Below are 25,920 nucleotides of genomic sequence, written 5' to 3' on the forward strand. Positions count from 1 at the left end.
TCCTCTCATCATTTACAGGGAGTTCTGGCCGAATACTAGCATAACTCTTCTTTATTTTGGTTCAGTAGATAGATTTATACCTCACATCGATCAATGGCAGAATTACACAAAAAAAACTTAATCAAGCAAAGTATCTAATTTAGATTAACTGTCCGGCAATATAACACTATCATTATTTATTTGGCAAATCTAGCTAAAACTTATTTTTAAAGTGTAACTAATGTAAGTACGATTAGAGTTTAGCTGTTACGAAGATGACATCCATGAGTGACGGGGGTAGCTGAATTAATCCTAATATTAATAGAAAATGCCACAGTATGTCTGTGGCATTGATATAATTATCGACTTAGATTTCTATTGAAATAAGGTCATACTATCAATAGAGTCAAGTTCGGATATTTCTTGTTGATTATATCCTTTATTCGTGTTGAATAAGCCTTCTTTATTTGCTGACACTCGAGAAGTTGTTGACGGAGGGGTAAATTTAGCCCGAATTAAATTATTAGGCTGTTTATGGGGTATTGGTCGGTTTAAGGTAGTAATAATAATATTTTTTGCTGGGTTGGTGCCAGAGTTTTTCCTAGGATTGATTATTGCTTTAGCATCTACTTTTTTACCATCCTCTTTATCTTCTGTAGGTGCAGGTATTGTTAATTCCTCTTTAGTGTCGGGTTGTCTTAACTGCAGTGTTAAAGGACTTAAATCAATCTCTTTGAGTGATTTTTTAACTTCTAAAGCCTCTAGTCTTCTGCGCATAGAACCTAGATCAAGCATAAACTCTTGCTTACCAAGTAATTTTAATACTTCTCGTGCAACCGATTTAGGTATGCCAAAAATTAACCACAATAACTTAGCAGCTTTTTGGGGATCATAAATCGCGACTTTAATTAACATTAATTTAGCTGCTTTTTTAGGATCAACCGTTGCTACTTTAGTAATAGTTAAAAAGGTTTCACTTGAATCTTCTAACGCTTTCAAAGCTAGAATGGAGCGTTCACGTAAATATCGCCAGTAAGGTTGAATAACAGGGTCAGAAATAAAGGCTTCTGAGCTGTGAAGCATGCGCGGTAAAATAATTGTTTCAATTTTTTGGATATAAGAATTTTGTTGTACTTCTTTGACTAAGTTATAGAATGTTTGCCAAGGAATATCAGTTGGCGGCCCTTTAAGTAAAAGAGGAATTTGTTTTTTAAGTCCAGAGGATACAATGTCAAAAACAAAGCCAATTAAGCTTTGATAGGCTCCGATAGGATCAATAATTTTTCGCTGAGACTGCAGGACTGGTGGCGGTAAACGGGAGTGCGCTGCAACACTAATTTGCGTCAAAAGCATGGCTTGCGCTACAAAAGGTCTATAATACTTTATGGGTATCCCAGTCAATGATTCAATACCCCAGCTAAGTAGGGTTGTTGAAATTAGCTCATGAATACCTAAAGTTAACGGCAGCTCTGCATACTCTTTTAAATATTCTACTTGGTGACGTTGGCATAAGTCAGGTAATACCATTGTTAAGGCATAACGCCCGCGGTGAAATACAGATAAAACTGCCACAATTTTATCGCCTAGTGGGAGGTATCCAACTAAAGATAAGGCTACTTCTGTAGCCCAAAAGGCTGTAAGATCACGAAAATTACCACGTACATAACGTAACAAGTCACATTTTTCGTCAATACAAATTTGCTTCGGTAAGTCACTATTAACTGTGTTTAATGATTTAGCGGCTTCAATGGCTACAACAGTCATACGTACTGTAGCTTGAGTTTTTCTCCGTGCGTTGTAGACCCATAAAGCTGCTTGCAGCATAATTAGGGAGGTCTGTAAGAATGTACTAGTACTTACCCAAGCGGCGTTTTTTTCGATTAATTCATCTTCACTGTATTTTTTTATAGAGTCAAAAATATAATTAACGGCAACCAAAGGCGCTATATCTTCGACAAAAATACGTCCTATATGATAAGCAACTTGCCTAGTCTGGGTATGTGTAAATACTGAGGCAGCAGTTTTAATAGTTGCAGGCGCAAGCTCAACAGATTTTAAGATAGTATTGTAAGTAAAGCTGCTAACATCTGTTGTTGCCTGAGCAACCACATCGTTATTCCATAGCGCACTGGTCCATCCTTTTACCTTGTCCCACCAACTCATAAATGCTCCCTTGCTGAAGTCGGAAATTTTATTCTAGGGCCAAAGTAAATTAATTTCTAGACATTTTGTTGTTTAATTTAATTAACGTAAATTCGACATAAAAGGGACGAAGGCTCCTTTATGTCGAATTCACATTAATTAGCTTAAGCTTTAGAAGTTTTATAGTGTTTTTTCTTTATATTCACATAAGTCACGAATAAAGCAGACACCACAATGTGGTTTACGGGCTACACAGACATAACGGCCGTGTAAGAGCAGCCAATGATGGGCGTTGAGAATAAATTCCTCATCAACAACATTAAGTAAATTGAGTTCAACCTCAAGTGGATTTTTACCGGGCGCAATACCTGTACGATTAGCTACCCGGAAGATATGGGTGTCAACTGCTACGGTTGATTGTTTAAAAGCTGTATTTAAAACAACATTAGCTGTTTTGCGGCCAACACCTGCTAGTTCTTCTAATTCAGCCCGTGTCTTTGGCACATTGCCATGATGTTTTTCTAGTAGTGTTTGACAAGTTTTAAGTATGTTTTTAGCCTTTCCTCGATATAAATTAATTTTGTTTATGTATTCTTTTAATTTTTCTTCACCTAGCTCAAGAAATGCTTGCGGTGTGTTAGCGATAGCAAATAACTTATCAGTCGCTTTATTAACACTCACATCGGTTGCTTGAGCAGATAAGATAACAGCAATTAGCAACTCAAAAGCAGAATTAAATTTTAATTCAGTCGTCGGATTAGGATTAGCTGCTTGAAAGCGTTTAAAAATTTCGCGGCGAGTTAAATTATCCATGATTTTTTTTGATGTTTACACGTTTAAGGGCTTGTAATATATAATTTTGCTTTGCTTCAAGCTCTTGCGCAAGTTGTGTGCGCTGCGCTAATTGTTTTTTAGCACGATAAAGCTGCTGTTGCTCGTGCTGTTCACGTAATTGTCTTACTTGTTTAGCCTGAAAGCGTTGTCGAGCAGTATCGCGATTATAGGTGGGCTGTCTTATGGGCTGCATTTCAATACAATCAACTGGGCAGGGTTCTACGCAGAGGCCGCAGCCCGTGCACTCTGTCTTTAAAATAATATGCATCAATTTACCGCTACCGACAATGGCATCAACAGGGCATGCTTGAATGCACTTGGTGCAACCTACACAATCTTCCTCATTTATTTTAGCAACACTTGGTTCGCGTCTGCTAGCTTGAGCTGTCGCTAGATAAGGGCTAGCGTCTAGGTGTAATAACTTAGCTAACGCTTTGACTGTTTCAACGCCGCCTGGCGGACAACGATCGATAGGGGTATTACCCTGTAGTAGAGCCTCTGCATAAGGTAGACAACCTGAAAAACCACACTCGCCGCATTGAGTTTGCGGCAATACTGCATCAATATCTTTTACTGAAATACTCATTTTACTTTCATACCAGGTAAAGCGCCTGTGTCAGGTTGTAATAAAAAAATTTTCTTACCATCACCGGCTGCTAAAACCATTCCTTCTGATACGCCAAAACGCATGGTACGAGGCGCTAAATTGGCAACAACAATTGTTAAACGTCCAACAAGGTCAGCAGGGGCGTAAGCTGTTTTTATACCTGCAAAAACCTGTTTTTGGCTATCGCCTAAATCTAACTTAAGACGCAACAACTTATCCGCGCCTTCAACGGGTTCGGCAGCAATAATCTTAGCAACCCGTAAATCAATTTTACTAAAATCATCAATACTAATAGATTTTGTCTGAACTTGTTCTACGGGTTTTAATTGTTGGCCGTTAATTAAATTTTCCTTTATTTCAGCAAGTAGCGCATCTATCTTATCACGTTCAACCCGAACCATTAGAGGCTTAAATAAGTTAATAGAATGATTAAGTAAGGGTTTATCTAAACAATCCCATGTTAGCAGGCCACAATTTAAAAATGCTTCAACTTGTACCGCCATTAAAGGTAGCACAGGTTTAAGGTATGTTATTAAAATTCGAAATAAATTTAATCCCATAGTACAGATAGTTTGTACTTCAGGGAGTTGCTCTGGATTTTTGGCTAATACCCAAGGCTTCTGCGTATCGATATATTGGTTAACACGATCAGCGCATTCCATAATTTGCCGAATTGCTTTCGCATAGTCTCGTTGTAGATAGGCATCAATAATCGTTTCGCGTAAACTTAAAATTTCTTGATAAAGTGAAGGTTCACTTAATTTTTCTGCTAATTGATTATCAAACCATTTATTAATAAATCCAGCGCAGCGGCTAGCAATATTGACAACTTTGCCAACTAAATCAGCATTAACACGATTAGTAAAATCATCAAAATTTAAATCAAGATCATCAACTCGACCATTTAATTTAGCAGCAAAATAGTAACGTAAATACTCAGGATGTAGATGGTTAAGATACGTACGTGCTTCAATAAAAGTGCCACGTGATTTAGACATTTTTTGGCCATTAATGGTTAAAAAACCATGGGTGAAAATTGCTGTAGGAAGTCGATGATTACTGCCAGCAAGTATGGCAGGCCAAAAGAGAGCATGAAAATAAACTATATCTTTCCCAACAAAGTGGTAAAGTTCAGCATTAGAGTTTTTTCCCCAGTATTCGTCAAAAGATAATCCCTTTAGTTCACAATATTTTTGAAAGCTTGCCATATAGCCAATAGGGGCATCTAGCCAGACATAGAAAAATTTATTTACAGTGCCTGGGATAGGGAAGCCGAAATAGGGCGCATCACGCGAAATATCCCATTGTTTTAAGCCAGCTGCAAACCATTCGTCAAGTTTATTACTTACCTCTAATTGTAAGTGACCTTGGCGAGTCCACTCTTTTAATAACTGTTCGTAGCGTGGTAAATCAAAAAAATAGTGTTCAGACTCTTTTTCGATAGGTTTTGCGCCTGAAATAGCTGAAACTGCATCAATTAAATCGGTTGTTGAATAAGTTGCTCCACAAGCCTCGCAATTATCCCCATATTGATCAGTCGTACCGCATTTTGGGCAGGTACCTTTAACGTAGCGATCAGGCAAGAACATTTCTTTAACAGGATCGTAAGCTTGTCGTATTGTTTTCTTAACAATATCGCCATTAGCTTGTAATTGCTGATAAATCTTACTAGCTAGAATCTGATTTTCACTTGAATGGGTTGTATGATAGTAGTCATAATAAATGGCAAAATCATGAAAATCTTCTTCATGGTTTTGTTTCATCTTTGTCGTTAATTCTTCTGGGCTTATGCCAAGTTGCTCTGCTTTTAGCATAATAGGCGTGCCATGAGCATCGTCTCCGCAAACGCTAATACAATTATTGCCTAACATCTTGTGGGTACGAACCCATATATCTGTTTGAATATGCTCAACTAAATGTCCTAGATGGAGTGGGCCGTTAGCATAAGGCAGTGCGCTGGTTACCACTAATTTGCGAGTCATACTTTAACCCTATCCTTTCAAGAAAATGACAGATTATAATTCATTTGTTAGCAAAATGCTGCTTACTCTTAATTTTTTTATATGGCAAATTGATTCGAAAGTTTAGTTAGAAAGAAGGGCAGAAAATAAGATAATGGAGCGAAGAATAAAAAAGCATATGTTGAGTCAAAACTCAACATATGCTCTAACTTAGAGATTAACCTAATCTTGCAGTAGTAGTTGGCTCTCCAACGACAAGCTCAGAGTCTTTCTTAACAGTTACATTTGTTTTTACTTCAGCAGGAACAGGCTGATGGAATGTAAATTGGTTGCTGCTTGTTCCTAAGTCTTCTATTCGAGACGTAGAAGTAGAATTATTAGGTGTGACTGTTACACCAGGCGTTCTGCTTGTATCAATTTTAGCACTCTTATCAGTACGTAATAAAGGCTCCTCTTCTTCTAAAATAGAGACCTTTGCTGATTTACTGCCTAATGCCCGACTAGAGTAAGGACTACCAGTGACAACAATCTCTTCACGCTTAAAGTCTGTAATATGAGTTTTCTTAGTACGGAATAAGTTATCTAAGAGGTTAGAGACTTTAGTTAAAGCATTAACAATAGCTGAACCAGCAACAACGGCAGCAGCAGCAATTCCAGCAGATGAGAAAGAGGCCGCAATAACAGACATAGCACTTAAGCCTGCGAAAGCTTTAAAGCCGAAGAAAGAAAGGCCAGCAATAAAAGGAATTGCAGGTGGGAAGAATGCACAAGTTACGCCAACGCCAACTGCAGCTAAAAGAGCCAAGCTAGTTGCAGAAATAGTTTTCCAGTTATTTTTAATAAAATTTCTATCCGGGGTTCTAAATTTAAATAATGCCATAATTTTTCTCCATATGTTTGAAAAAATCGCTGGCATCATAGCAAATATTTATGTGATGTGAAACAAATATGCCCAATAAGTTGTTACAAAACTGTAAATTAAATGATTTTAGGGCGGAAAAAACAATAAAAGTACATTATTTAAATAAGTTGATAATTTTACTTATATTTAGTAAATAAAAAAAGCAATATGGGAAAAAATTGGCGCAAGTGGATTTGGTTTAAACATTAAATTATTGCAAAATTGTAAACATAAAAATTTAGCAAAAATTCGTTTAAAAAAATACGAATTCTCTACATACAAAGTATAATATTATCCCTTGTGCTTAAATTAAAATAGAGAGTAATTGCCAAAGTCTTGCACTTTATGGAAAAATCACGAATTAATGACTTATATGTAAATAGTAATAAAATGGTGATTGATCGAGCCGGTTATAGGCTTAACGTTGGAATTATTTTAATTAATGATTCCGGTCGAGTTTTTTGGGGTCGGCGTAACGGCCATGATGCTTGGCAATTTCCGCAAGGCGGTTTAATTGCAGGTGAAACGCCGCTTGAAGCGATGTATCGTGAACTACGTGAGGAAATAGGCTTAGATAAAGAAGACATAGAAATTATAGGTGTAACGAAGCGATGGTTAAAATATCGCCTGCCCAAACAGTACTTACGGCATGGAAGTGAGCCATTAGTAATTGGCCAGAAGCAGAAATGGTATTTACTTAGGTTAATTGCTTGTGAGCAGAAGGTGCGTCTTGATTTAAGTGATTCGCCAGAATTTGATAGTTGGCGGTGGATTGATTATCACGAACCTCAGGAACAGGTGATTTTTTTTAAAAGACAAGTCTATGCTCAAGCTATGAAAGAGTTAGAGCACCTGTTGAAAAAACGTCGCACGCCATTTGGTATGCGCCGCAAGCGAGGTAATCATAGTTCATAAATGTTAAAAATTTTAAAACGAATTGTACAGGATGTTACAACCGCCAATCATTTATCTGAGGCTTTAGCTATTCTCGTCCAGCGTTTGCATAAGGCTTTAGCAGCAGACGCTGTGTCTGTCTATTTGATAGACAATAAACATGCTGAGTATGTTTTAATCGCAACAGAAGGCTTAAATAAATATGCTGAATCTAAAGTTAGAGTAGGCTTAGATAGTGGAATTATTGGGTTAATTGGCCGGCGTGAAGAGCCTATTAACATTATTAATGCACCTCTGCATCCTGATTTTCATAAAAATCCTCTTTTAGGTGAGGAACATCTAAATGCTTTTTTGGGCGTTCCTATTATCCAGCATCGCAAGCTCTATGGCGTTATTACTGTACAGCAAATAGAACAACGCTATTTTGATGATGCAGAAGAAGCGTTCTTAATTACGTTGGCTGCACAATTAGGTGGCATTATTGCGCATGCAGAAGCGACAGGGGAGCTAGCTCAATTAACCCAGCCAAAGCCTTTCGGTGCAAAAAAAGCTGAACCACCTGCGCATATAGCCTTATCAGGCATTGGCTGTGTACCGGGGGTCGGTATTGGGCGTGCTGTCGTTATTTATGCGCCTGCAGATATTGATTCGGTGCCGCGTCATACGGTTGAAGATATTGAAGCTGAAATAGATATTTTTTTAAAAGCGCTTCAATCCGCTCGTGAAGACATGCAACGTCTAAGTAGGCGTATGAAATCAACAGTTGCAGAAGATGAACAAGCTTTATTCGATGTTTATATTCGCATCCTAGATAAAGAAAGTTTAGGCGCGGAAGTCATTTCCGTTATTCAAGCCGAAAAATTAAGTGCTCAAGCTGCTTTATCAGTTGTTATACGTAAACATGTGCAGCAATTTGAAAGTATGGAAGATGAATACTTGCAAGAGCGGGCAAGTGATTTTAGAGATTTAGGCCGGCGAGTTCTGGCTGAATTACAACTCTCACAGCGAATAGAAATTACCTATCCCAGACGCACGGTTTTAGTTGGCGAAGAAATTACAGCTTCTGTACTAGCTGAAGTACCTGAAGGACAGTTGGTAGGTATTGTTTCGGCTAAAGGATCAAATAATTCGCATGTAGCTATTTTAGCTCGTGCTCTAGGTGTCCCCACAATTATGGGAGTACGTGGCCTTAAATTAGAAACTTTATCTAACCGAGCTGTTATTGTAGATGGCTTTCTAGGTCATATTTATGTTTCTCCTTCGCGCGCTTTACTTGCTGAATTTAAAAAACTAGCTCGTGAAGAGTTGGAATTAAATCAAAGCCTTGAAAGCTTACGGGATAAACCTGCTGAGACACTGGATAACTTTAAAATATCTCTGCAGGTTAATACCGGATTAGCAATGGATGCTGGTTTATCCATGAGCGTTGGTGCAGAGGGCGTAGGCCTTTATCGCTCTGAAGTTCCTTTTATGAGCCGCGATCGCTTTCCTTCGGAAGACGAGCAGCATATTATCTATCGCCAAATATTAAAAGCATTTGCGCCCAGATTAGTAACTATGCGCACTTTGGATATTGGCGGCGATAAAATTTTACCTTATTTTCCTGTTCAGGAAGATAATCCTTATTTAGGTTGGCGCGGTATAAGGGTTACGCTCGATCATCCTGATGTATTTCTCATTCAAGTCCGAGCAATGATGCGAGCGAGTGAAGATCTAAATAATCTGCGCATTATGTTGCCTATGATTACCAGTTTAAGTGAGGTGGAGGAAGCCGCACTTTTAATTGAACAAGCATTTCAAGAACTACTAGAAGAAAGCTGTGTAATTGAGAGACCTAAACTGGGTGTAATGATTGAAGTACCGGCGGCTGTTTATTTGGCAAAAGATTTAGCCAAGCGCGTTGATTTTATTTCAGTAGGAAGTAATGATCTAACTCAGTATTTATTGGCTGTGGATAGGAACAATTCTCGCGTAGCTAATTTATATGATTCATTTCATCCCGCGATGTTACGTTCTCTCATAAAGATTATAGAAGGTGGTCATGCAGCGGGAATTGAAGTAAGTATCTGTGGAGAAATGGCTAGTGATCCATTGGCTGTGATTTTACTAATCGCTATGGGCTTTGATACATTAAGTATGAATTCTACCAGCCTACCTCGGGTAAAATGGGTAATTCGTAATATTTCTTTAGCTAAAGCACGAAAGGTGCTTGCTGATGTATTGGAATTAGAACATGCTGTTGAAATAAGACTTTATTTACAAAAAGCATTAGAAGATGAAGGTCTAGGTGGCTTAATTAGAGCTGGCAGAATATAATGATTTTGACTACTTTCCTTTATAGTTTTACTGGTATTGTCGCAGGCTTAATGTCAGGCATGATAGGTATTGGGGGCGGGATTATTATTGTGCCCGCTTTACTCTTTATTTTCCAATATATAGGCAAAATGCCCGCAGATTTAGCTATTCATTTAGCCACAGGCACCTCTCTTGCAACTATTCTGTTAATTTCACAAGCAACGGTGCGGGCGCATTATCGGCGAGGTACCATTTTATGGTGGACTTATCTCAAGCTAGCACTAGGTATTTTTCTTGGTACTTTTGTTGGCGTGCTGTTATCTAATTATTTACCGGTTATTTGGTTAGAAAGAATACTGGCTTTTTTTCTTTTGCTTATTGCTATGGAGAGAATATTTAACCTTAAGCTCAAACAACCTACACTACATTATCCCTCCACTGGCTTAAATATTTTAATTAGTTTTTTTATTGGATTAATTTCTGGTTTATTAGGTATTGGAGGTGGTGTACTTATTATTCCATATCTCTCTTACTGTGGCTTGGATATAAAAAAAATCACGCCTATAGCAGCCTTATGCATTATGACCGCAGCTATTGTTGGGACTATCATGTTTATGATAATTGGTCTTTCTGAGGCTACACTTCCAGCTTATAGTACTGGCTATGTGTATTGGCCAGCTGTATTATGTATTGCTCTGCCTAGTATTCTTGGAGCTTGGTGGGGAGTGAAACTTACTTATCTTCTTTCACCAAAACATTTAGAATATGTTTTTATTTTGATTTTACTTATAACAAGTATCCAATTAGCATTGTAGTTTTATTGCGTCATAATTAATAATATTAAAGCTATTTAATTTTTATTATGTAAGTATTTAACCTTAGATATCTTAAAGAGGTAATTAGTTTTTACCGGCAATTTGGCGAAATTCTGCAAATAACTTGAGGTAAGAATATGCTAACTTATCCTACTATTGATCCGGTTGCATTTTCTATTGGACCGTTAAGAGTACATTGGTACGGTTTAATGTATTTATTTGGGATTACAGCTGCTTGGTGTTTAGCCCAGTGGCGTGTCAAACATTATCATTTGAATTGGACAAGTGAACAAATTAGTGATCTAATCTTTTATGCCGCTCTCGGTGTTATTTTAGGCGGTAGATTAGGATATATGCTATTTTATAATACCCAACAATTTATCAGTAATCCCTTAATATTTTTTAAATTATGGGAAGGCGGAATGGCTTTTCATGGTGGATTATTAGGTGTTGCTATAGCCCTAATCTTATATTCACGTAAAATAAAGAAGTCTTTTTTAGAAGTTGGCGATTTTGTAGCACCGCTAGTGCCTTTAGGACTTGCTGCTGGCCGATTAGGGAACTTTATTAATGGTGAGCTATGGGGACGTGTAACTGATGTTCCTTGGGCTATGGTTTTTCCACATTCAGATGGTCTGCCTCGTCATCCTTCTCAACTTTATGAATTTGGTTTAGAGGGAATTGCCTTATTTATTTTAGTTTGGTGGTATGCTGCAAAGCCAAGACCCCATGGCTGTGTGTCTGCTATTTTTTTAATTGGTTATGCTTGTAGCCGTTTAATTATTGAGTTTTTCCGAGAGCCGGATGTACAAATCGGATTCATCGCTTTTAATTGGCTAACCATGGGACAGTTATTATCAATTCCTATGCTTGCCGCAGGATTTTGGTTATGGTGGAATAGACGATGCAAACGTATTTAGCGTTATTAAAACATATTTTACAACAGGGTATCGAGAAATCAGATCGGACAGGTACAGGTACATTATCTGTTTTCGGTTATCAGATGCGTTTTAATTTAGCGACAGGATTTCCACTGGTAACTACAAAAAAACTACATGTGCGTAGTATTATTCATGAACTATTGTGGTTTTTACGTGGTGATACCAATACGGCTTATCTAAATGAAAATGGTGTTACCATATGGGATGAATGGGCCGATGAGCAAGGTAATTTAGGTCCTGTTTACGGGCGACAGTGGCGTAGTTGGCCGACATCTGATGGCCGCACCATTGATCAATTAGCTGAACTCTTAGAACAAATTAAAACTAATCCGGATTCAAGGCGTCTTATTGTTAGTGCTTGGAATGTTGGTGAGTTAGATAAAATGGCTTTAATGCCTTGCCATGCTTTATTTCAATTTTATGTTGCGCAGGGAAAATTATCTTGTCAGTTATATCAACGTTCTGCTGACGTCTTTTTAGGTGTTCCCTTCAATATCGCTTCTTATTCATTACTAACTTATATAATTGCTCAGCAGTGTAATCTTGATGTTGGTGATTTTATTTGGACAGGTGGTGATTGCCATTTATACAAAAACCATTTAGAGCAAGCTCAGATTCAATTAGAAAGAGAGCCATTCCCTTTACCTGAGCTAGTTATTCATCGTCGTCCAGCATCCTTATTCGACTATAAATTTGAAGACTTTAGTTTTAAAAATTATCAATCGCACCCTACTATAAAAGCGCCTATTGCAGTATAAATGTCTTTCCCGCACAGGCTGGAATCCATCTAAAAATTGATCTCCGTGCTAATTGATGAATAGATTCCCGCCTGCGCGGGTAGGCATTGTTGCGTGGATAAATTTATAAAAAAAAGAGGTAGCCTGGGTGCAGGCCCATAGGGCCGAAACCCGGGTTTCACTTCGTTTCAACCAGGCTACAACTATCTGTAATTACTCTTTCTTATCTACGCAACAATGCCTCGCGGAATGACATTAGTTATTTAAAATGGTGCCTCTTTATTTAAGAAACAATACCGGATAAGCCGCGGAATATAGGCATGTAGGCAAGATTGAGGTTTTTCCACTGCACTCATGTTACCTATTATCAATTTATTTTGCTCAATTTGTTTAAATTTTATTTTTATGTTTTAATATTAGCCTTTTGGTTTATTTAAGAATATTATGGTTAGAAAAATTGTTTTTCTTATGGCTTTTCTAGCAACTCTTTTTGTCACTATTGGTTATGCTAGTAAGCTTAGTAAATACTTAAACCAGATGGATGCTCAAGACTGGACTAGGCAAGAACGTGAATGGCAACAGGATATGAATTTTAATGACTTTGCTTTACATTATCCTATTCCATCTACATTTCGTGACTTATTCGCGGAATCTACGATTTAATCCCTTACTAGATCCCGCGGACAAGCCGTGGGAGGTAAGCATAGGGTGGGAGCAACTTATTTAACTAGTTATTATCAAGCGTTTTTAACCCAATTTGTTTAAATTTTATTTTTATGTTTTAATATTAGCCCTGTTGGTTTATTTAAGAGTATTATGGTTAAAAAAATTGTTTTTCTTATGGCTTTTCTAGCAACTCTTTTTGTCTCTATTGGTTATGCTAGTAAGCTTAGTAAATACTTAAACAAGATGGATGCTCAAGACCGCGCTCGACAAGAACGTGAATGGCAACAGGATATGAATTTTAATGATTTTGCTTTTCGTTTAGATAAGCGTTATCGAGATGAGCGTGGACAATATTGCCGTGACTATATATTCAGAGCCCGTAGTAATCCATACCGGCATGGGTACTATACAGTTTGTGATGAGAGATAAGGGCTAAAATTGAGTTTTAATGCCGTAAAAGAGTCTGTCTCTTTTATGGCATTAAAAGTAATGCTAATTAGATAATTTTTAATACTAACTAGGAATTTTAATAGCTAAAGGCTCGGCTTTTATTTTATCTCTTACTAAATGGTATCCTTTTCTACCATTCGCAATATAAATTAAGGACCATCCACTTACCATTGAGCCATCGCCAAAAACACAGATATCTGTCTGTCCTAATTCATTACTAAAACCGCCACTTGATACTAGAAATGCAATACTTGCTCCTCCTATATTTTTACAAAAATTAAGAGAAGGATTTGCATATTTGCCTTTAAATAAAGGAGAGTCGTGAGAAATAGGGGGTAGTTGTTTAATTAAGGTTGCCGCAATATTAGGAGCTGTCGCTGCAAAAGTAGCTAAACCTACAGCAATAAAGCCACCATCGATTTTGAAAGTACAAAAATCTTTATTAAAGCCTTCAACTAAACCTGTTTTAGTATTAAACTGGGCTGGCATACGTTCAACTTGACCACCTGACAGTTCACAGTATTCTTTAAGTGTCTGTTTATTTGGTTCATCAGCGTAACTTAAATTTAAAAAGAGTAAGCTTATTAAAATTGTTATTTTTTTCATTAAATAATTCCTTATCTTTAATCCTTAATGTTCTGCAAAGTCTATCTTTAGAGAATGGCAGGAGACAATACTCAGTAATAAATGAAAAATAATAATTTCATATTACTTTCTCTCAAGCAAATGTTGTAGGCGCTCAATTTCACTTAATAATTCTAGGGCAAGGCCTGCACCGGCTAAATTAACGCCTAAGTCCTTATTTAATTTTAAAACAGTACGAATACGTCGAAAAGCTTCGTGATCAAATTGCAGTTCGTTTTTCTCATCTTTTTTAGCAGAAACAATACCTTCATCAATGATTTCTAAAATAGTTGCTTGTGAAACCCCAAAAGAATAGGTGATCTCTTGCAAGGATAAATAAAATTGCTCCTCACATTCAGGCAATTGAGTTTCATTCTGATTTCTAGTCATCACTTACTCCTAAACTTTGACGGGGATTAAATTTCGTTAATGCAGCAATTTGTCCATATAATTTATTAACTTCACTATTTTCGGTTGTAGGAATAACAATTTTTAAAGTAATTAATTGATCACCTGGCGGATTGCCTGGCAAGCCTCGACCTTTAAGTCGCATTTGCTTTCCTGTCTGGGATAATTTAGGTACTTTAAGTCTCACCGGCCCACCTAAGGTTGGTACCTGAACTGACGCGCCTAGCGTTGCTTCCCAAGGCGTTATAGGTAGCTCTAAATGAATATCTTTTTTCTCTAATTTAAACCAAGGATGGGGAGCAATATTAATTTCGATATATAAATCGCCCTTGTGATGTTTTCTACCTTTATTGCCTTGGCCTTTTAAGCGAATCTGTTGTTTATCTGTAACACCTTTAGGAATTCTTACTTTGATGGCCCGTGTTTCATATTCAGGCCAGCCGTGTTGAGTCATTACAGGTTTTTGCAACTGTAAAGTTTTTTCAGCACCATGAAAGCTATCTTCAAGGCTGATAGTTATTTTAGCATGAATATCTAAAGACTCCTCAAAATAATCATATTCTTGTTGCTGGCGCTGCCTAAAAATACTATTAAGAAAATCTTCAAAATCGGCAGCACTTCCTTGATCAAAAGAGTGTGAGTATTGATGGCTAGATTGCCCATGCTGCCCACGTGAGGTCCCAGCATCAGGATGTTGCCAGTATTGCCCAAACTGATCATACTTGGCTCGCTTTTCCGGATCTTTTAATACTTCATAAGCTTCACCTAGTTCTTTAAATTTACTCTCAGCATTAGGTTCTTTACTTACATCCGGATGATATTTACGCGCAAGTTTTCGATAGGCACGTTTTATCTCTTCTTGACTCACATTTTTGTCAAGCCCCATTATTTTATAATAGTCTTTATATTCCATAGTTTTCTTCACTAAAATAAATATTTTATTTTCTAAGTTATTTTAAATTTACCTCTGTTCTAAGAAAGCTTATTGCTTTTTAATTAATATAGGCGGTAGTTTCTGGCTATGCCTATCACAAAACATCAATACCCCACCTATGACGCCAGCAGGCATACTAACTATATTTAAAATAGGTATGAAGCTAATTAAATTAATCAGAAAACCAAAACCCAAAGATTCCTCTCTATTTTGTCTCATTAATTGACGCATAGTTTTGAAATCCACTAGGTTATTATCCATGGCATAATCTTGATATTGCATACTTAAAATCCAGGAATTGAATGCAAACCAAATAAAAGGAAAAAAAGGATGGATAAAAGGTATAAAAAATAGAAAGCATATACCAAGAAATCGGGGAAAGAAATAACTGATAAATTGGATTTGGCGTTTAATGGTACGAACTGTAATTTCTGAATAGGTTAATTCAGGAATTATTTGGTTGCGTAGTAAATACTGGGCACGCTCGGCTAGAATGCCGTTAAAAGGCGCGGCTATCAGGTTAAATACAATAGTAAACGTTGATAAGAACAAGAGAAAGAAGCTTAAGATGAAAAAAATCATAAAAATGGTACTTAAGAAACTTAACCAAGAAGGTAACTGATTAATATAGTAACTAGATAGAGGAAAAAGGTAATGATAGAGGAGATAAAAAAGACTAATAAAAACAAGAAGATTAAAGAAAATGGGTAGGATTACAAATCGTTTAAGACCTTTTGTTGGTAAATTTACCATACCCAATAAAAGGTAACTCATTCCTGTAGAAAATTTAATCATTAAGATAATTAGTTATAACTTAGTTATTTGAGTATAACCTGGCCTAACTTGGGATTAAAAGGGTTAAACTAAATTACTCATCAATCTGCCCTTCATTATGAAATGAAGGGCGGCTCATTATATGGATTAATGATAATTAGGCGTCATGACAACTTTGATGCAGCCATCTTCTTTTTCACAGAACTTCTCATAAGCAATCGGCGCTTCATCAAGTGTTATTCGATGTGAAATCACTTTCGTTGCATCAATTTTACCATCCATAATTTTTGCTAATAATAAAGGAAGGTAACGTTGAACATGTGTTTGTCCCATTTTAAAAGTCAAGCCTTTATTCATCGCTGCGCCAAAAGGAATATTGTCAGCAAAACCAATGTAGACGCCAGGAATAGAAATAGTGCCACCCTTTCGACAGCACATAATCGCTTCTCTTAAGCAGCGTGGCCTATCTGAAGTTAAACGTAAAACTTGTTTTGCTTTATCAATCATAGCATCAAATTTAGGTCCTGCATGTGCTTCAGTACCCACAGCATCTATACATCCATCAGGTCCCATTCCTTTCGTCATGGTCATTAATTCCTCATAAACATCTTTTTCCTCAAAATTAATAGTTTCCGCTTTCCCCCAAGTTGCCGCTAATTCCAAGCGCTCAGAAACGCAATCGATAGCAATGACACGGCCAGCTCCTAGCATCCAAGCACTTTGAATTGCAAATTGCCCTACAGGTCCGCAACCCCATACAGCGATGGTATCACCCTGTTGAATGTTACAATTTTCAGCAGCCATATAGCCTGTAGGAAAAATGTCAGATAAAAATAAGACTTGCTCATCACTATAGCCATCCGGAATGACGATTGGCCCTACATCAGCATACGGAACACGAGCATATTCTGCTTGTCCACCTGCAAAGCCACCTAACATATGTGAATAACCAAATAAAGCGGCTGGTGAGTGCCCCATTCTTTCTTTGGCAATTTCAGCATTAGGATTTGAATTTTCACATAAAGCGAATAAATTTTTCTTACAAAAAAAGCATTCGCCACATGCAATAGGGAAAGGTACAACAACGCGATCGCCTACTTTTAATTTACTATTGCCTTTACCTACGTCAACAACTTCGCCCATAAATTCATGTCCTAAAATATCGCCGGACTCCATCGTTGGTACTAGGCCGTTATACAGATGCAAATCAGAACCACAGATTGCTGTTGCTGTAATTCGAACAATTGCATCCCGATCATGAAGTATTTTAGGATCATCAACCGTATCAACCCTTACATCGTGCTTTCCATGCCAACAGAGTGCTTTCATAATTAATTCCTTTTAAAAAGTATTGATAAATTGAATGTTATTTACGATTTAATGGAACATCGGCCTTAAATAAATACATAGAAAGGCATTACTTAATTAGTATAGTCTAGAAGTAAATTGATAAATGAAGGTTCTAAGTATAGGTAAGACTGATTTGCTCTAAGCTATCTAGCTTAGAGCAAGTATAAAGATTAATTAGCAATTTTTGTTAATTAAACATGACGTTCCCAGTACCGCAGCTTGCGGCAAGTTTTAATAAATTGTGGTATGGTATTTTCATCCATTAAATTAACAAAGCCATCATCTAACTGCTTGATAGAACCCATCTGAGTTAACAAAGATTGTAAGTGTTTGGCATAACCTATAAATTTACAATGCAGGTAAGCATCACTTATAAACTCTTGTACTTTAGGCAAATTAAGTAGCTCTGTTGTAGCTTGTTCAGCAATTAAAAGAACGACAGCATCATATAAAACCGAAGGTCCACCACCAATTTTTTCATTGGCTTTAACCTTACTATTATCACTTAAAGTAACACCTGCAATATGAGGTGCAATAATAAAAGATAAAGCGCCCTCAGCCATAAGCTCATTGACAAGCTTTGTATAAAGACGTGCATCAGCACCATCTGATAGTAAAATACCAACAGTCCGCCCAGCAAAACTATTAGGCGTATTTTTTAAAATACTTAATTTACTTGAAGGCGGTAGATTTTGTAAAGTAGGTTTAGCAGCAGGCGCTGGGTTAGGTAATGGATCAATACCTAAACCTTTTGCTACTGTATGAGCCAATTCTTGATCAATATTTAATAGATGAGCAACTATGCGCGTACGAATTTCAGTTGTTTCAACTTTGCTTAGTTCAAACACTAATGCGTCACTTAAGTGCTTTTGTTCAATGGTTGTTTGGCTTAAATAGAATTGGCGTGCTTGGCTGTAATGATCGGCAAATTTTTCAGGTCTTACTCTTAATTTAGGCCCTTCTTCATGATTAGGATAACTACTAAAGCCGATTTGTCGACTCTCTCGCGGGCCTACTCCCCAGGAATTAGGATTATAATTAGCTCTTCCTTTAGGATTAATAAAGGTCATATGGCCATCTTGCTGAAAGTGCGCAAAAGGGCATTTAGGAGCATTAATTGGTAAATGAGTAAAATTAGGACTACCTAGGCGCTTTAATTGGGTATCAAGGTAGGAGAAATTCCGACCTTGTAATAGAGGGTCGTCAGTAAAATCAATGCCAGGAACAATATTTTGAGGGCAAAAAGCAACTTGTTCAGTTTCAGCAAAAAAATTATCTACACAACGGTCTAAAACTAAGCGCCCAACAGGCCTAATAGGCACTTCTTCTTCAGGGATAATTTTAGTCGCATCTAATACATCAAAAGGAAAGCGCTCGCAGAAAGACTCATCAAACAATTGCATGCCAAGCTCCCACTCAGGGAAATTACCTGTTTGAATGGCATTCCATAAATCACGGCGATGATAATCAGGATCAGCGCCATTAATTTTAACGGCTTCATCCCAGGTAACAGATTGCATACCCAGTTTAGGTTTCCAATGGAATTTTACAAAGGTAGACTGACCTTGCTGATTAACTAAACGGAAGGTGTGAACACCAAATCCTTCCATGAAACGAAAGGAACGAGGAATCGTGCGATCAGACATAATCCACATGATCATATGCATTGATTCTGGTGTTAAAGAAATAAAATCCCAGAAATTATCATGTGCAACTTGTGCTTGGGGGAAACCTCGATCGGGCTCATCTTTAGCTGCGTGAACAAGATCAGGAAATTTAATAGGATCTTGTATAAAAAAGACCGGAATATTATTCCCAACGATATCCCAGTTACCTTCTTGAGTATAGAGTTTAACAGCAAAGCCGCGAACATCACGTGCTAAATCGGCTGAACCTTTGTTTCCAACTACAGTTGAAAAACGTACAAAAGCGGGTGTTTTTTCACCTTTTTTTTGAAATAGATGGGCACGCGTAAGATCGCTTAGAGATTCATAATTTTCAAAGTAACCATGGACTCCAAATCCACGGGCATGTACTACTCGTTCAGGTATACGTTCATGATCAAAATGGAACAGCTTATCACGTAAAATGAAATCTTCTAATAAAGTAGAGCCACGGGTCCCAATCTTTAAGGAATTGTGATCGTCTGCAACTGGCGTGCCTTGCTGGGTGGTTAGAACTACTGTACTAGCATCAGCTAATTGATGTAAATCGCCACCTTTACCACGATAGAGTTTTTGTTCGCCTATTTGTACCTCCTCTAAATGAGTTGGATCATCATCCTTCTTATTATCATTCATATTAATGTCCTTATTTAAAATATAACAATGTAGCAATTTTTATTTAATTGAACTTATTGGCTTTTCTCTTTAAGGGCAGAGACTAGCTAATTTATGTTCATGGGCAAGCTTGTCAGCTAAGCGAGTTGGCTCAGGTAAGCGATAACCTTTGGTTAGTTTTAAAATCCAAGCCAAAGCACTTGTAAGATCTGCTTTATGGCCAACTGAAATATAAAGCGGTTTTACATTTAATTTGCTCCGTAATACAGCCCCAATGATATTACCTTGCCTATCATGGAGCTCGGAGTAATCACCTGGGCTGATACCCGGTTCCTTAGCGTAGCCATAAAGCTTACTTTTACCACAGCCAATCGTTGGTATATCATAGGCTAAACCTATATGGCAAGCTAACCCAAAGCGGCGAGGGTGCGCAATTCCTTGACCATCACAAACAATTAAATCAGGTTTAATGCTTAATTGATCTAAGGCTTGGCAAAGCGCAGGAACCTCTCGAAAAGATAAAAAACCGGGTTTATAAGGAATATCGATAGAAGTAATGGCTTTAGTTATTTCAACAGGTTGTAAATTGGTAGCAGCTAAAAGAACAGCGACCGTAAAAGCTTGATTACTTGCATAATCATAACCAATATCAATTCCTGCCACATAATTTATTATTTCAGGTATTGGTTTAATCTTAATTTCTTTAGACCACTGCCTTTGATAGACAATGGCTTGTTGTACATTAAATTCATTATTAATAACTAAATTTTCAGGGTTTTTTAAATTCATAAATTTATTCTAGCTAGTTTATGGTATTAGACTTTTTTTTAAGAACACCTAAAATTATATATAGAGTAATCTTATCAATGGAAATTGAGAATTTTCCATAATTCTATAGCAATTTCCTGATTAACATAGATAACATTTAGCTTAATCCCTTCAATCTAGGATATTCATATTAGTTACAATAATACTATTAAAATAGAACCTTTAATAATTAAAAAGAACTATCAACACAATAGGAAGAAGTTATGTCGACCATGAAAATCTGTAAAAATTGTGGTGCAAAAATTGAAATTGAGGATATGGATAATTTAGAGCCAATTCAAGAAGTATTACCACAAGCAGATGATACAATTGAAGATATTAATGATTTATGTGAAGAGTGTGCACATCAGCAAATGATGCATAAAAGTTAATTAAACTTCTTTGGAAACTCTACTGCAACGGCCAAGTTGCAGGCACGGCAGTGCTCGAATCTTCATGTACTCCATGACACTCCGGTTCTGTGCGCTGGTCAACTACCACTTGGCTCCTTGCAGCGAGTTTCGAAAGAAGTTAATTAAAAAAATAGTGCAGTAAACAAGTTACTGCATTTGAGCTTAAAAATTAAATTTGACCACGATCACCACGACTAGATATTGCAGTATCATAATAGCGGGCGATAGAATCACTCCACATTTTATCTGACATATTAGGCCAATTATCTTTATCAAAGCCGGGAGAATTTTTCAGCTGCTCTTCATTTAAAGGGATTTGGAAGCAGTCGCGATCTTTATTGTAAGAGAAAATGCTCCATGGCATAGCAAAAAGCTTATTACCCAAGCCTAAGAAGCCGCCATAACTTAATACAACATAACTTACTTTTCCACTTAATTTATCAAGCATCAAAGCTTCAATTTTACCAAGGTTATCACCTTGCATATTCTCAACTTTAACTCCAATTACATCATTTGCGTTTACAACATGATTAGTATCCATTATGACCTCCTTAATAGTAGTTACATTTAGAGCATTCGCAATAATTAAGTTATCAATTACTTCACAACAATTGCTGAATGAACAGCTCTTACACCACGGATATTTTTTGCTAAATTGGTGATATTAGCCCGCTCTCTATCGTTATCTACCTCACCAGTTAAATAAACCACTCTATTTTTTGTTTCGACTTTAATTGGCCAGTATTCAACAGCTTTCTTACCAAATAATTTTTCTTTTAAAATGACACCTTTTACTTTAGCAGTAAGCATGGTATCAGTTAAAGGCGCCTTACTATTGATTACAGATAATCGTTCAGCGTCAACACTTTTAACGCCATTTACTGATTCTGCCAAGGCAAGCGCTCGTTCATACTGCAAATCACTTTCTACTTTTCCGGCTAAAATAACCTGCTGATTTTTTGTTTTTACTGCGATTTTTGCGACCGGAACTAACCGCGATTTTGCATAAAGTGCTTTGATTTTCGCAGTAATTGCTGTATCAGTAATAGCATTCTGTGTCATATTACTGCTTTCTTTTACAGCTGCTTCAACGACTAGGGGAGAAATAGTTGTCAGAGCAAAAACGCCACATAATAAACTTTGTTTAAACATAGTCACTCCTTCTGTTGTCTAGACCTGTCCTTTTTTATAGGAATTATAAGTCAATATTATGGTGAATATCTTGTCCAATTTTTTATAAATTTAATTGTGACTATTTAAGCTAACATCCTTGTGACAACTATGTCAAGGCTTTGTCAAAAGAAATAACTATCTTTATTTATCAAAGTATAGCCAAGGAAAGTTTAAATTTTATACAAATAAGATCAGTTAAGTCCATCATATTTTTATTGCCTCTAAACCAAACCGAGCGTCTCATTTTTTATTAAAAAAATTTAGACTGGCTAGAAAGCTGAGTAAAAAGTTTACAGATTTGCAGCCTTGTTTCTCGTGTTTATGCTATGTTTATAATTAAACAGCCAGATTTATCTATGAAAAAATATATCTTTTATGTAGGTTTTTTGTTTTGCTTCTGCCTAGTTACCTATGCGGAGAAGATAGAAAATTCTAGAGATAAAATCGTACAACAGCAAATTTTCTTAGATGAACAGAACTTCAGCCCAGGGAAAATAGATGGGAGCCGAGGCAAGTTTACCAAACAAGCACTAAAATATTATGAATCATTTAAACCCCAGTACTACGAAATGGACTTTCCTTTACCGTATACCTTTTATCTACAAAGGCAAATCTTGTTAAATAACCATTTTAATCTAAAAGAAATGGCTAAGAAACCCATTGAATATACACCAGTACTGCAATGTTACAAATCACCTCAGCCAAAAAACGATCTTACTTCACTTTATACTTTTTATACTATCAAAGAGGAGGATAAAAAGTATCTAGGCTCTATTCCTGAAAAAATAAGAAAACAAGCAAAAAAGAAAAAATTACCTTACGAAAGTTTAAAAGAATTTGTTGCAGAGCGTTTCCATACTGATGTTGACTTTTTAAAGAAGATTAATTCTCAGGTTAATTTTAAAAAATTAAAACCAGATGATAGAATAAAAGTTCCAAATGTCACTCCCTTTCTTATAGAGGAGCTCTCAGAAACAGGTGTTTCTAAAAATATACTGTTGCCTAATAGAATTATAAAAATAAATACGCGAAAAAAGACTTTACTTGTTTTTGAAAATAATCAAATTATTGCCTTTTTTCCTATAACGCCTGGCTCCCAAGAACTACCTGCTCCTAAAGGGAAATGGAAGATTAAAAGTATTAGGTATCTACCGTGGTTTAGATATGATAAAAAGATGCTTAAAGAAGGTAAACGCAGTGCTAATTATTACAATCTTCCACCTGGCCCAAATAGTCCAGTAGGTGTGGTATGGATAGGTTTAAATAAAAAGGGTATTGGAATCCATGGAACCAATGAACCTGAAACGATAGGGCGCTCCACAAGCCATGGCTGTATCCGTTTAACTAATTGGGATGTAGTAAAGCTTAGCAAGTTAATAAAGCCAGGCGTAATTGTGGAAATAAACTAAGATTTTTATGCCTGTCATTATAAACATAGATAAGAAAATAAGAAGCTAATGATTGGTTCTCTTTACTCAAATGCCAGCCTGAGACCTCTTGCATAATAACCATGAAACATAGTTAAACTTTTTTACTTTAACTCTTATTTTCTTCAAAGAATACTACCTTCCCGTTTTCAATATTATATAAACCACCAACTATCATGATCTTTTGTTCATTTAATAGGTTGTTGAGTATTTTGCTGCGTTTACTAAGTTCATCTACAGTAAGCTGGATATTTAATTTAGTAACTTGCTCTATAAACTCTGGGGTATTTGGATTAAGCTTTGGAAAAGTTTTCTTAACTTTCTCAATTGCTGGGTGGATTTTTGCTAGTAACCCACTTAAGTGGCCTAGCTCAACGTTGTTGCAGGCTCCATGAATTGCACCACAGCCACTATGGCCTATCACCGCAATAAGTTTAGCGCCTACCACCTTACAAGCAAACTCCAAGCTACCAATGATATCATCATTGAGAATATTGCCGGCAATTCGCAAACTAAAAATATACCCTATCTCCTGATCAAAGATTAGTTCTGCTGGCGTGCGAGAATCCATACAACTTAAAACGGCGGCAAAAGGATGTTGCCCCTTAGAAGCTTCCTTCACCTGTTGCAGTAAATTGCGATTAACTCTGAGATTATTAATGAAGCGGTGGTTACCTGCTTTTAGCAAGTCAACTGCCTGCTTTGAGGAAATATTTTGTTGTTGTTCTTTAGTTAAGGTATGCATGTTTCTATCCTTCGCAATTTAACTGAAATTTCTTTAGTTTTAGCACTTTTCAGAAAATTATCGATGACCTCGCGTACATCATTATCAATATATTTCGAACGGCTGCCATCAATGATTAAAGTAGCCTTTGGGGGAATACGTTTGAGATCATTTATAATGCTACCTTTATTTAAAAAGGTTACTTCTTCAGCGAGTTCCATATGATACGTAATACCTTTTTCAATAAAGATCCTAGTATCGTGCGAGTTCAAATAGTTGTGACGCAAAATAATGAAGATAGCAACAGCAAACCCGAGGCCAATGCCAAAAAGTAAATCATTAAGTACAATTCCGATGATAGTAATTATAAAAGGTAAAAATTGTTCCCAACCCATTCTATACATGCGCTTAAAAATGGATGGGTTAACTAGCTTATATCCAATGACGATGAGGATGGCTGCAAGTGATGCTAGAGGAATTCGATTTAATAATTTTGGGATAGTTAGCACACAAATCAGGAGAAACATCCCATGTAAAATGGTCGATAATTTAGTTCTAGCGCCAAAGGTAATATTCGCTGTGCTACGCACAATGACTTGAGTAATAGGTAGCCCGCCAATTAGACAGGAAACCATATTACCCAAGCCTTGAGCTTTCAGCTCACGGTTTGTGGGCGTGACTCTTCTATGAGGATCAAGCTTATCAGTGGCTTCAACGCATAAGAGAGTTTCCAGGCTCGCAACCAAGGCAATGACTGCAGCCACGCGATATACTTCCAGATTGCCTAGCTGAAGAAAATCAGGTAACGTTATTGCGTAAGTCAGATCAGCAATTTTCCGAAATTCCGGTATTTGTACCAGTTCTGATGATTCCAGATGAAAAGCCAGCCAATTATTTTCATAGAGCCAGACAAAAAGAAGGCCAAGTAATACAACGACTAAAGGGGCTTGCAAAATTTCGAGCGTTTTATAGCCCTTCGCAATGATTTGTTCCCACAAGATCATAACCATGAGTGATATCATACTAATGATAACCACACCAGGGTTGATGTTATGGAAAGCTTCTTTAATAACCCCAAGCCGGCCATTAGTTAATTCAGTTAGCACAGGCGATATATCATACCCTAGCAAGTGCGGGATTTGCTTTAAAATGATAATGATACCAATACCGCTTAACATACCTTTAATCACTGCTGATGGAAAGTAATAGGCAATAATTCCACCTTGCAGGAAGCCAGCTATCACCTGTAGTATCCCAGCTATGAATCCTGCCAATAAAAATGCTTCCCAGGAACCTAAGGATTCCTTCGCTGCTAGAACTATCGCTACAAGGCCTGCAGCTGGCCCACTAACACCCAGCGCTGAGCCGCTAGCTATACCAACAACAATCCCGCCTACTACGCCAGCAATAATACCAGAAAACATGGGTGCTTCTGAAGCTAAAGCAATACCTAAGCATAAAGGCAGTGCAACTAAAAATACAACGATAGAGGCTTGTAGATCATGTTTAATGTGAGCAAAGATTCCTTCTGCCATTCTTAAACTCCTTTAAGTCACAAGTGCCAAATATTTTTGGTGTTACTTAAACATCAACTAAATAAACAGTAGGCTCTTTATTATAGTAGCGACTTTTCGTATTTCAATGTTGTTAAATTCTTAATATTCCATCCAGGTACACTATGATCTTGCCTTTAAGGCAAGAAACACTTAACTACTATAGCGAGTTTCAAATAGAATTTTTCTCCTAATAATTTAGCTGATTAATGTTTAGCAAAAATAGATGAGA

The 25,920-nt window shown here is 36.9% G+C and carries 25 protein-coding genes; 9 read left to right on the forward strand and 16 right to left on the reverse strand.

Annotated elements, in window-relative coordinates; translation table 11 throughout:
- Nucleotides 1–354 precede the first annotated feature (354 nt).
- From ACQUW5_RS09055 to ACQUW5_RS09075, 5 genes are all read right to left on the reverse strand, one after another.
- Nucleotides 355–2,142, reverse strand: coding sequence for a hypothetical protein (locus ACQUW5_RS09055; RefSeq protein ID WP_444990913.1), 1,788 nt, complete (start codon nucleotides 2,140–2,142; stop codon nucleotides 355–357).
- A gap of 159 nt (nucleotides 2,143–2,301) precedes the next feature.
- Nucleotides 2,302–2,934, reverse strand: coding sequence for an endonuclease III (gene nth, locus ACQUW5_RS09060; RefSeq protein ID WP_444990914.1), 633 nt, complete (start codon nucleotides 2,932–2,934; stop codon nucleotides 2,302–2,304).
- Complete coding sequence (locus ACQUW5_RS09065) at nucleotides 2,927–3,541, reverse strand: RnfABCDGE type electron transport complex subunit B (protein WP_444990915.1); 615 nt, start codon at nucleotides 3,539–3,541, stop codon at nucleotides 2,927–2,929. The genes nth and ACQUW5_RS09065 overlap by 8 nt, the downstream gene beginning before the upstream one ends.
- Complete coding sequence (gene metG / locus ACQUW5_RS09070) at nucleotides 3,538–5,544, reverse strand: methionine--tRNA ligase (protein ID WP_444990916.1); 2,007 nt, start codon at nucleotides 5,542–5,544, stop codon at nucleotides 3,538–3,540. The genes ACQUW5_RS09065 and metG overlap by 4 nt, the downstream gene beginning before the upstream one ends.
- A 196-nt stretch (nucleotides 5,545–5,740) precedes the next feature.
- Nucleotides 5,741–6,403 carry a hypothetical protein gene (locus ACQUW5_RS09075; RefSeq protein WP_444990917.1) on the reverse strand — a complete coding sequence of 221 codons (663 nt, stop codon included), beginning with the start codon at nucleotides 6,401–6,403 and terminating at the stop codon, nucleotides 5,741–5,743.
- Between the two features lie 411 nt (nucleotides 6,404–6,814).
- On the opposite strand from ACQUW5_RS09075, the gene ACQUW5_RS09080 reads away from it, so the two are divergent.
- From ACQUW5_RS09080 to ACQUW5_RS09110, 7 genes are all read left to right on the forward strand, one after another.
- Complete coding sequence (locus ACQUW5_RS09080) at nucleotides 6,815–7,339, forward strand: RNA pyrophosphohydrolase (RefSeq protein ID WP_444990972.1); 525 nt, start codon at nucleotides 6,815–6,817, stop codon at nucleotides 7,337–7,339.
- Nucleotides 7,340–9,634: a phosphoenolpyruvate--protein phosphotransferase gene (ptsP, locus tag ACQUW5_RS09085; RefSeq protein WP_444990918.1), complete on the forward strand. Its 2,295-nt coding sequence runs from the start codon at nucleotides 7,340–7,342 to the stop codon at nucleotides 9,632–9,634.
- Nucleotides 9,634–10,428, forward strand: coding sequence for a sulfite exporter TauE/SafE family protein (locus tag ACQUW5_RS09090; protein WP_444990919.1), 795 nt, complete (start codon nucleotides 9,634–9,636; stop codon nucleotides 10,426–10,428). Before ptsP ends, ACQUW5_RS09090 begins: the two co-directional genes overlap by 1 nt.
- Before the next feature lie 137 nt (nucleotides 10,429–10,565).
- Nucleotides 10,566–11,348, forward strand: coding sequence for a prolipoprotein diacylglyceryl transferase (gene lgt / locus ACQUW5_RS09095; protein WP_444990920.1), 783 nt, complete (start codon nucleotides 10,566–10,568; stop codon nucleotides 11,346–11,348).
- The gene (gene thyA / locus ACQUW5_RS09100; protein WP_444990921.1) at nucleotides 11,333–12,127 is read left to right on the forward strand and encodes a thymidylate synthase; all 795 of its coding nucleotides are present in this window, start codon (nucleotides 11,333–11,335) and stop codon (nucleotides 12,125–12,127) included. The genes lgt and thyA overlap by 16 nt, the downstream gene beginning before the upstream one ends.
- A 423-nt stretch (nucleotides 12,128–12,550) precedes the next feature.
- Entirely contained in the window at nucleotides 12,551–12,769 is a 219-nt protein-coding gene (locus tag ACQUW5_RS09105; RefSeq protein WP_444990922.1) for a hypothetical protein, read from the forward strand.
- A 153-nt stretch (nucleotides 12,770–12,922) separates the two neighbouring features.
- Nucleotides 12,923–13,201, forward strand: a complete 279-nt coding sequence (locus ACQUW5_RS09110) for a hypothetical protein (RefSeq protein WP_444990923.1) — start codon at nucleotides 12,923–12,925, stop codon at nucleotides 13,199–13,201.
- A gap of 84 nt (nucleotides 13,202–13,285) precedes the next feature.
- On the opposite strand, the gene ACQUW5_RS09115 is transcribed toward ACQUW5_RS09110, so the two are convergent.
- From ACQUW5_RS09115 to nfi, 7 genes are all read right to left on the reverse strand, one after another.
- Nucleotides 13,286–13,828: a hypothetical protein gene (locus ACQUW5_RS09115; RefSeq protein WP_444990924.1), complete on the reverse strand. Its 543-nt coding sequence runs from the start codon at nucleotides 13,826–13,828 to the stop codon at nucleotides 13,286–13,288.
- A gap of 102 nt (nucleotides 13,829–13,930) precedes the next feature.
- Nucleotides 13,931–14,236: a chaperone modulator CbpM gene (locus ACQUW5_RS09120; RefSeq protein WP_444990925.1), complete on the reverse strand. Its 306-nt coding sequence runs from the start codon at nucleotides 14,234–14,236 to the stop codon at nucleotides 13,931–13,933.
- Nucleotides 14,229–15,167: a DnaJ C-terminal domain-containing protein gene (locus ACQUW5_RS09125; RefSeq protein WP_444990926.1), complete on the reverse strand. Its 939-nt coding sequence runs from the start codon at nucleotides 15,165–15,167 to the stop codon at nucleotides 14,229–14,231. The genes ACQUW5_RS09120 and ACQUW5_RS09125 overlap by 8 nt, the downstream gene beginning before the upstream one ends.
- Nucleotides 15,168–15,236: 69 nt before the next feature.
- Nucleotides 15,237–15,983 carry a sulfate transporter CysZ gene (gene cysZ, locus ACQUW5_RS09130; RefSeq protein WP_444990927.1) on the reverse strand — a complete coding sequence of 249 codons (747 nt, stop codon included), beginning with the start codon at nucleotides 15,981–15,983 and terminating at the stop codon, nucleotides 15,237–15,239.
- A 126-nt stretch (nucleotides 15,984–16,109) separates the two neighbouring features.
- Complete coding sequence (locus tag ACQUW5_RS09135) at nucleotides 16,110–17,291, reverse strand: zinc-dependent alcohol dehydrogenase (protein WP_444990928.1); 1,182 nt, start codon at nucleotides 17,289–17,291, stop codon at nucleotides 16,110–16,112.
- A 212-nt stretch (nucleotides 17,292–17,503) separates the two neighbouring features.
- Entirely contained in the window at nucleotides 17,504–19,612 is a 2,109-nt protein-coding gene (locus ACQUW5_RS09140; RefSeq protein ID WP_444990929.1) for a catalase, read from the reverse strand.
- 69 nt (nucleotides 19,613–19,681) lie between these two features.
- Nucleotides 19,682–20,380 (reverse strand): deoxyribonuclease V, encoded by a 699-nt coding sequence (gene nfi / locus ACQUW5_RS09145; protein ID WP_444990930.1) that lies wholly within the window; start codon nucleotides 20,378–20,380, stop codon nucleotides 19,682–19,684.
- A gap of 242 nt (nucleotides 20,381–20,622) precedes the next feature.
- On the opposite strand from nfi, the gene ACQUW5_RS09150 reads away from it, so the two are divergent.
- Nucleotides 20,623–20,790, forward strand: a complete 168-nt coding sequence (locus tag ACQUW5_RS09150; RefSeq protein ID WP_444990931.1) for a hypothetical protein — start codon at nucleotides 20,623–20,625, stop codon at nucleotides 20,788–20,790.
- Nucleotides 20,791–20,980: 190 nt separating this feature from the next.
- Here ACQUW5_RS09150 and ACQUW5_RS09155 read toward each other — a convergent pair whose 3' ends face one another.
- Both ACQUW5_RS09155 and ACQUW5_RS09160 read right to left on the reverse strand, forming a co-directional pair.
- Nucleotides 20,981–21,352 carry a PRC-barrel domain-containing protein gene (locus ACQUW5_RS09155; RefSeq protein ID WP_444990932.1) on the reverse strand — a complete coding sequence of 124 codons (372 nt, stop codon included), beginning with the start codon at nucleotides 21,350–21,352 and terminating at the stop codon, nucleotides 20,981–20,983.
- A 56-nt stretch (nucleotides 21,353–21,408) separates the two neighbouring features.
- Nucleotides 21,409–21,963, reverse strand: coding sequence for a BON domain-containing protein (locus tag ACQUW5_RS09160; protein WP_444990933.1), 555 nt, complete (start codon nucleotides 21,961–21,963; stop codon nucleotides 21,409–21,411).
- Nucleotides 21,964–22,310: 347 nt separating this feature from the next.
- On the opposite strand from ACQUW5_RS09160, the gene ACQUW5_RS09165 reads away from it, so the two are divergent.
- Nucleotides 22,311–23,393 carry a L,D-transpeptidase gene (locus ACQUW5_RS09165; RefSeq protein ID WP_444990934.1) on the forward strand — a complete coding sequence of 361 codons (1,083 nt, stop codon included), beginning with the start codon at nucleotides 22,311–22,313 and terminating at the stop codon, nucleotides 23,391–23,393.
- Nucleotides 23,394–23,520: 127 nt separating this feature from the next.
- Here the strand turns inward: ACQUW5_RS09165 and ACQUW5_RS09170 are convergent, their stop codons facing one another.
- Both ACQUW5_RS09170 and ACQUW5_RS09175 read right to left on the reverse strand, forming a co-directional pair.
- Nucleotides 23,521–24,156: a carbonic anhydrase family protein gene (locus tag ACQUW5_RS09170; protein ID WP_444990935.1), complete on the reverse strand. Its 636-nt coding sequence runs from the start codon at nucleotides 24,154–24,156 to the stop codon at nucleotides 23,521–23,523.
- Nucleotides 24,144–25,670, reverse strand: coding sequence for a SulP family inorganic anion transporter (locus ACQUW5_RS09175; protein WP_444990936.1), 1,527 nt, complete (start codon nucleotides 25,668–25,670; stop codon nucleotides 24,144–24,146). The genes ACQUW5_RS09170 and ACQUW5_RS09175 overlap by 13 nt, the downstream gene beginning before the upstream one ends.
- Between the last annotated feature and the right edge of the window lie 250 nt (nucleotides 25,671–25,920).

It is taken from the genome of Legionella pelazae (assembly GCF_052527395.1).

What these genes read in the sequence shown, in the direction of transcription:
- ACQUW5_RS09135 (WP_444990928.1), bottom strand. Translation starts at nt 17,291, where the DNA reads ATGAAAGCACTCTGTTGGCATGGAAAGCACGATGTAAGGGTTGATACG.
- lgt (WP_444990920.1), top strand. Translation starts at nt 10,566, where the DNA reads ATGCTAACTTATCCTACTATTGATCCGGTTGCATTTTCTATTGGACCG.
- ACQUW5_RS09175 (WP_444990936.1), bottom strand. Translation starts at nt 25,670, where the DNA reads ATGGCAGAAGGAATCTTTGCTCACATTAAACATGATCTACAAGCCTCT.
- ACQUW5_RS09105 (WP_444990922.1), top strand. Translation starts at nt 12,551, where the DNA reads ATGGTTAGAAAAATTGTTTTTCTTATGGCTTTTCTAGCAACTCTTTTT.
- metG (WP_444990916.1), bottom strand. Translation starts at nt 5,544, where the DNA reads ATGACTCGCAAATTAGTGGTAACCAGCGCACTGCCTTATGCTAACGGC.
- ACQUW5_RS09090 (WP_444990919.1), top strand. Translation starts at nt 9,634, where the DNA reads ATGATTTTGACTACTTTCCTTTATAGTTTTACTGGTATTGTCGCAGGC.
- cysZ (WP_444990927.1), bottom strand. Translation starts at nt 15,983, where the DNA reads ATGATTAAATTTTCTACAGGAATGAGTTACCTTTTATTGGGTATGGTA.
- ACQUW5_RS09150 (WP_444990931.1), top strand. Translation starts at nt 20,623, where the DNA reads ATGTCGACCATGAAAATCTGTAAAAATTGTGGTGCAAAAATTGAAATT.
- ACQUW5_RS09115 (WP_444990924.1), bottom strand. Translation starts at nt 13,828, where the DNA reads ATGAAAAAAATAACAATTTTAATAAGCTTACTCTTTTTAAATTTAAGT.
- ACQUW5_RS09120 (WP_444990925.1), bottom strand. Translation starts at nt 14,236, where the DNA reads ATGACTAGAAATCAGAATGAAACTCAATTGCCTGAATGTGAGGAGCAA.
- ACQUW5_RS09110 (WP_444990923.1), top strand. Translation starts at nt 12,923, where the DNA reads ATGGTTAAAAAAATTGTTTTTCTTATGGCTTTTCTAGCAACTCTTTTT.
- ACQUW5_RS09165 (WP_444990934.1), top strand. Translation starts at nt 22,311, where the DNA reads ATGTTTATAATTAAACAGCCAGATTTATCTATGAAAAAATATATCTTT.
- ACQUW5_RS09065 (WP_444990915.1), bottom strand. Translation starts at nt 3,541, where the DNA reads ATGAGTATTTCAGTAAAAGATATTGATGCAGTATTGCCGCAAACTCAA.
- ptsP (WP_444990918.1), top strand. Translation starts at nt 7,340, where the DNA reads ATGTTAAAAATTTTAAAACGAATTGTACAGGATGTTACAACCGCCAAT.
- nth (WP_444990914.1), bottom strand. Translation starts at nt 2,934, where the DNA reads ATGGATAATTTAACTCGCCGCGAAATTTTTAAACGCTTTCAAGCAGCT.
- ACQUW5_RS09140 (WP_444990929.1), bottom strand. Translation starts at nt 19,612, where the DNA reads ATGAATGATAATAAGAAGGATGATGATCCAACTCATTTAGAGGAGGTA.
- nfi (WP_444990930.1), bottom strand. Translation starts at nt 20,380, where the DNA reads ATGAATTTAAAAAACCCTGAAAATTTAGTTATTAATAATGAATTTAAT.
- thyA (WP_444990921.1), top strand. Translation starts at nt 11,333, where the DNA reads ATGCAAACGTATTTAGCGTTATTAAAACATATTTTACAACAGGGTATC.
- ACQUW5_RS09155 (WP_444990932.1), bottom strand. Translation starts at nt 21,352, where the DNA reads ATGGATACTAATCATGTTGTAAACGCAAATGATGTAATTGGAGTTAAA.
- ACQUW5_RS09055 (WP_444990913.1), bottom strand. Translation starts at nt 2,142, where the DNA reads ATGAGTTGGTGGGACAAGGTAAAAGGATGGACCAGTGCGCTATGGAAT.
- ACQUW5_RS09170 (WP_444990935.1), bottom strand. Translation starts at nt 24,156, where the DNA reads ATGCATACCTTAACTAAAGAACAACAACAAAATATTTCCTCAAAGCAG.
- ACQUW5_RS09075 (WP_444990917.1), bottom strand. Translation starts at nt 6,403, where the DNA reads ATGGCATTATTTAAATTTAGAACCCCGGATAGAAATTTTATTAAAAAT.
- ACQUW5_RS09080 (WP_444990972.1), top strand. Translation starts at nt 6,815, where the DNA reads ATGGTGATTGATCGAGCCGGTTATAGGCTTAACGTTGGAATTATTTTA.
- ACQUW5_RS09160 (WP_444990933.1), bottom strand. Translation starts at nt 21,963, where the DNA reads ATGTTTAAACAAAGTTTATTATGTGGCGTTTTTGCTCTGACAACTATT.
- ACQUW5_RS09125 (WP_444990926.1), bottom strand. Translation starts at nt 15,167, where the DNA reads ATGGAATATAAAGACTATTATAAAATAATGGGGCTTGACAAAAATGTG.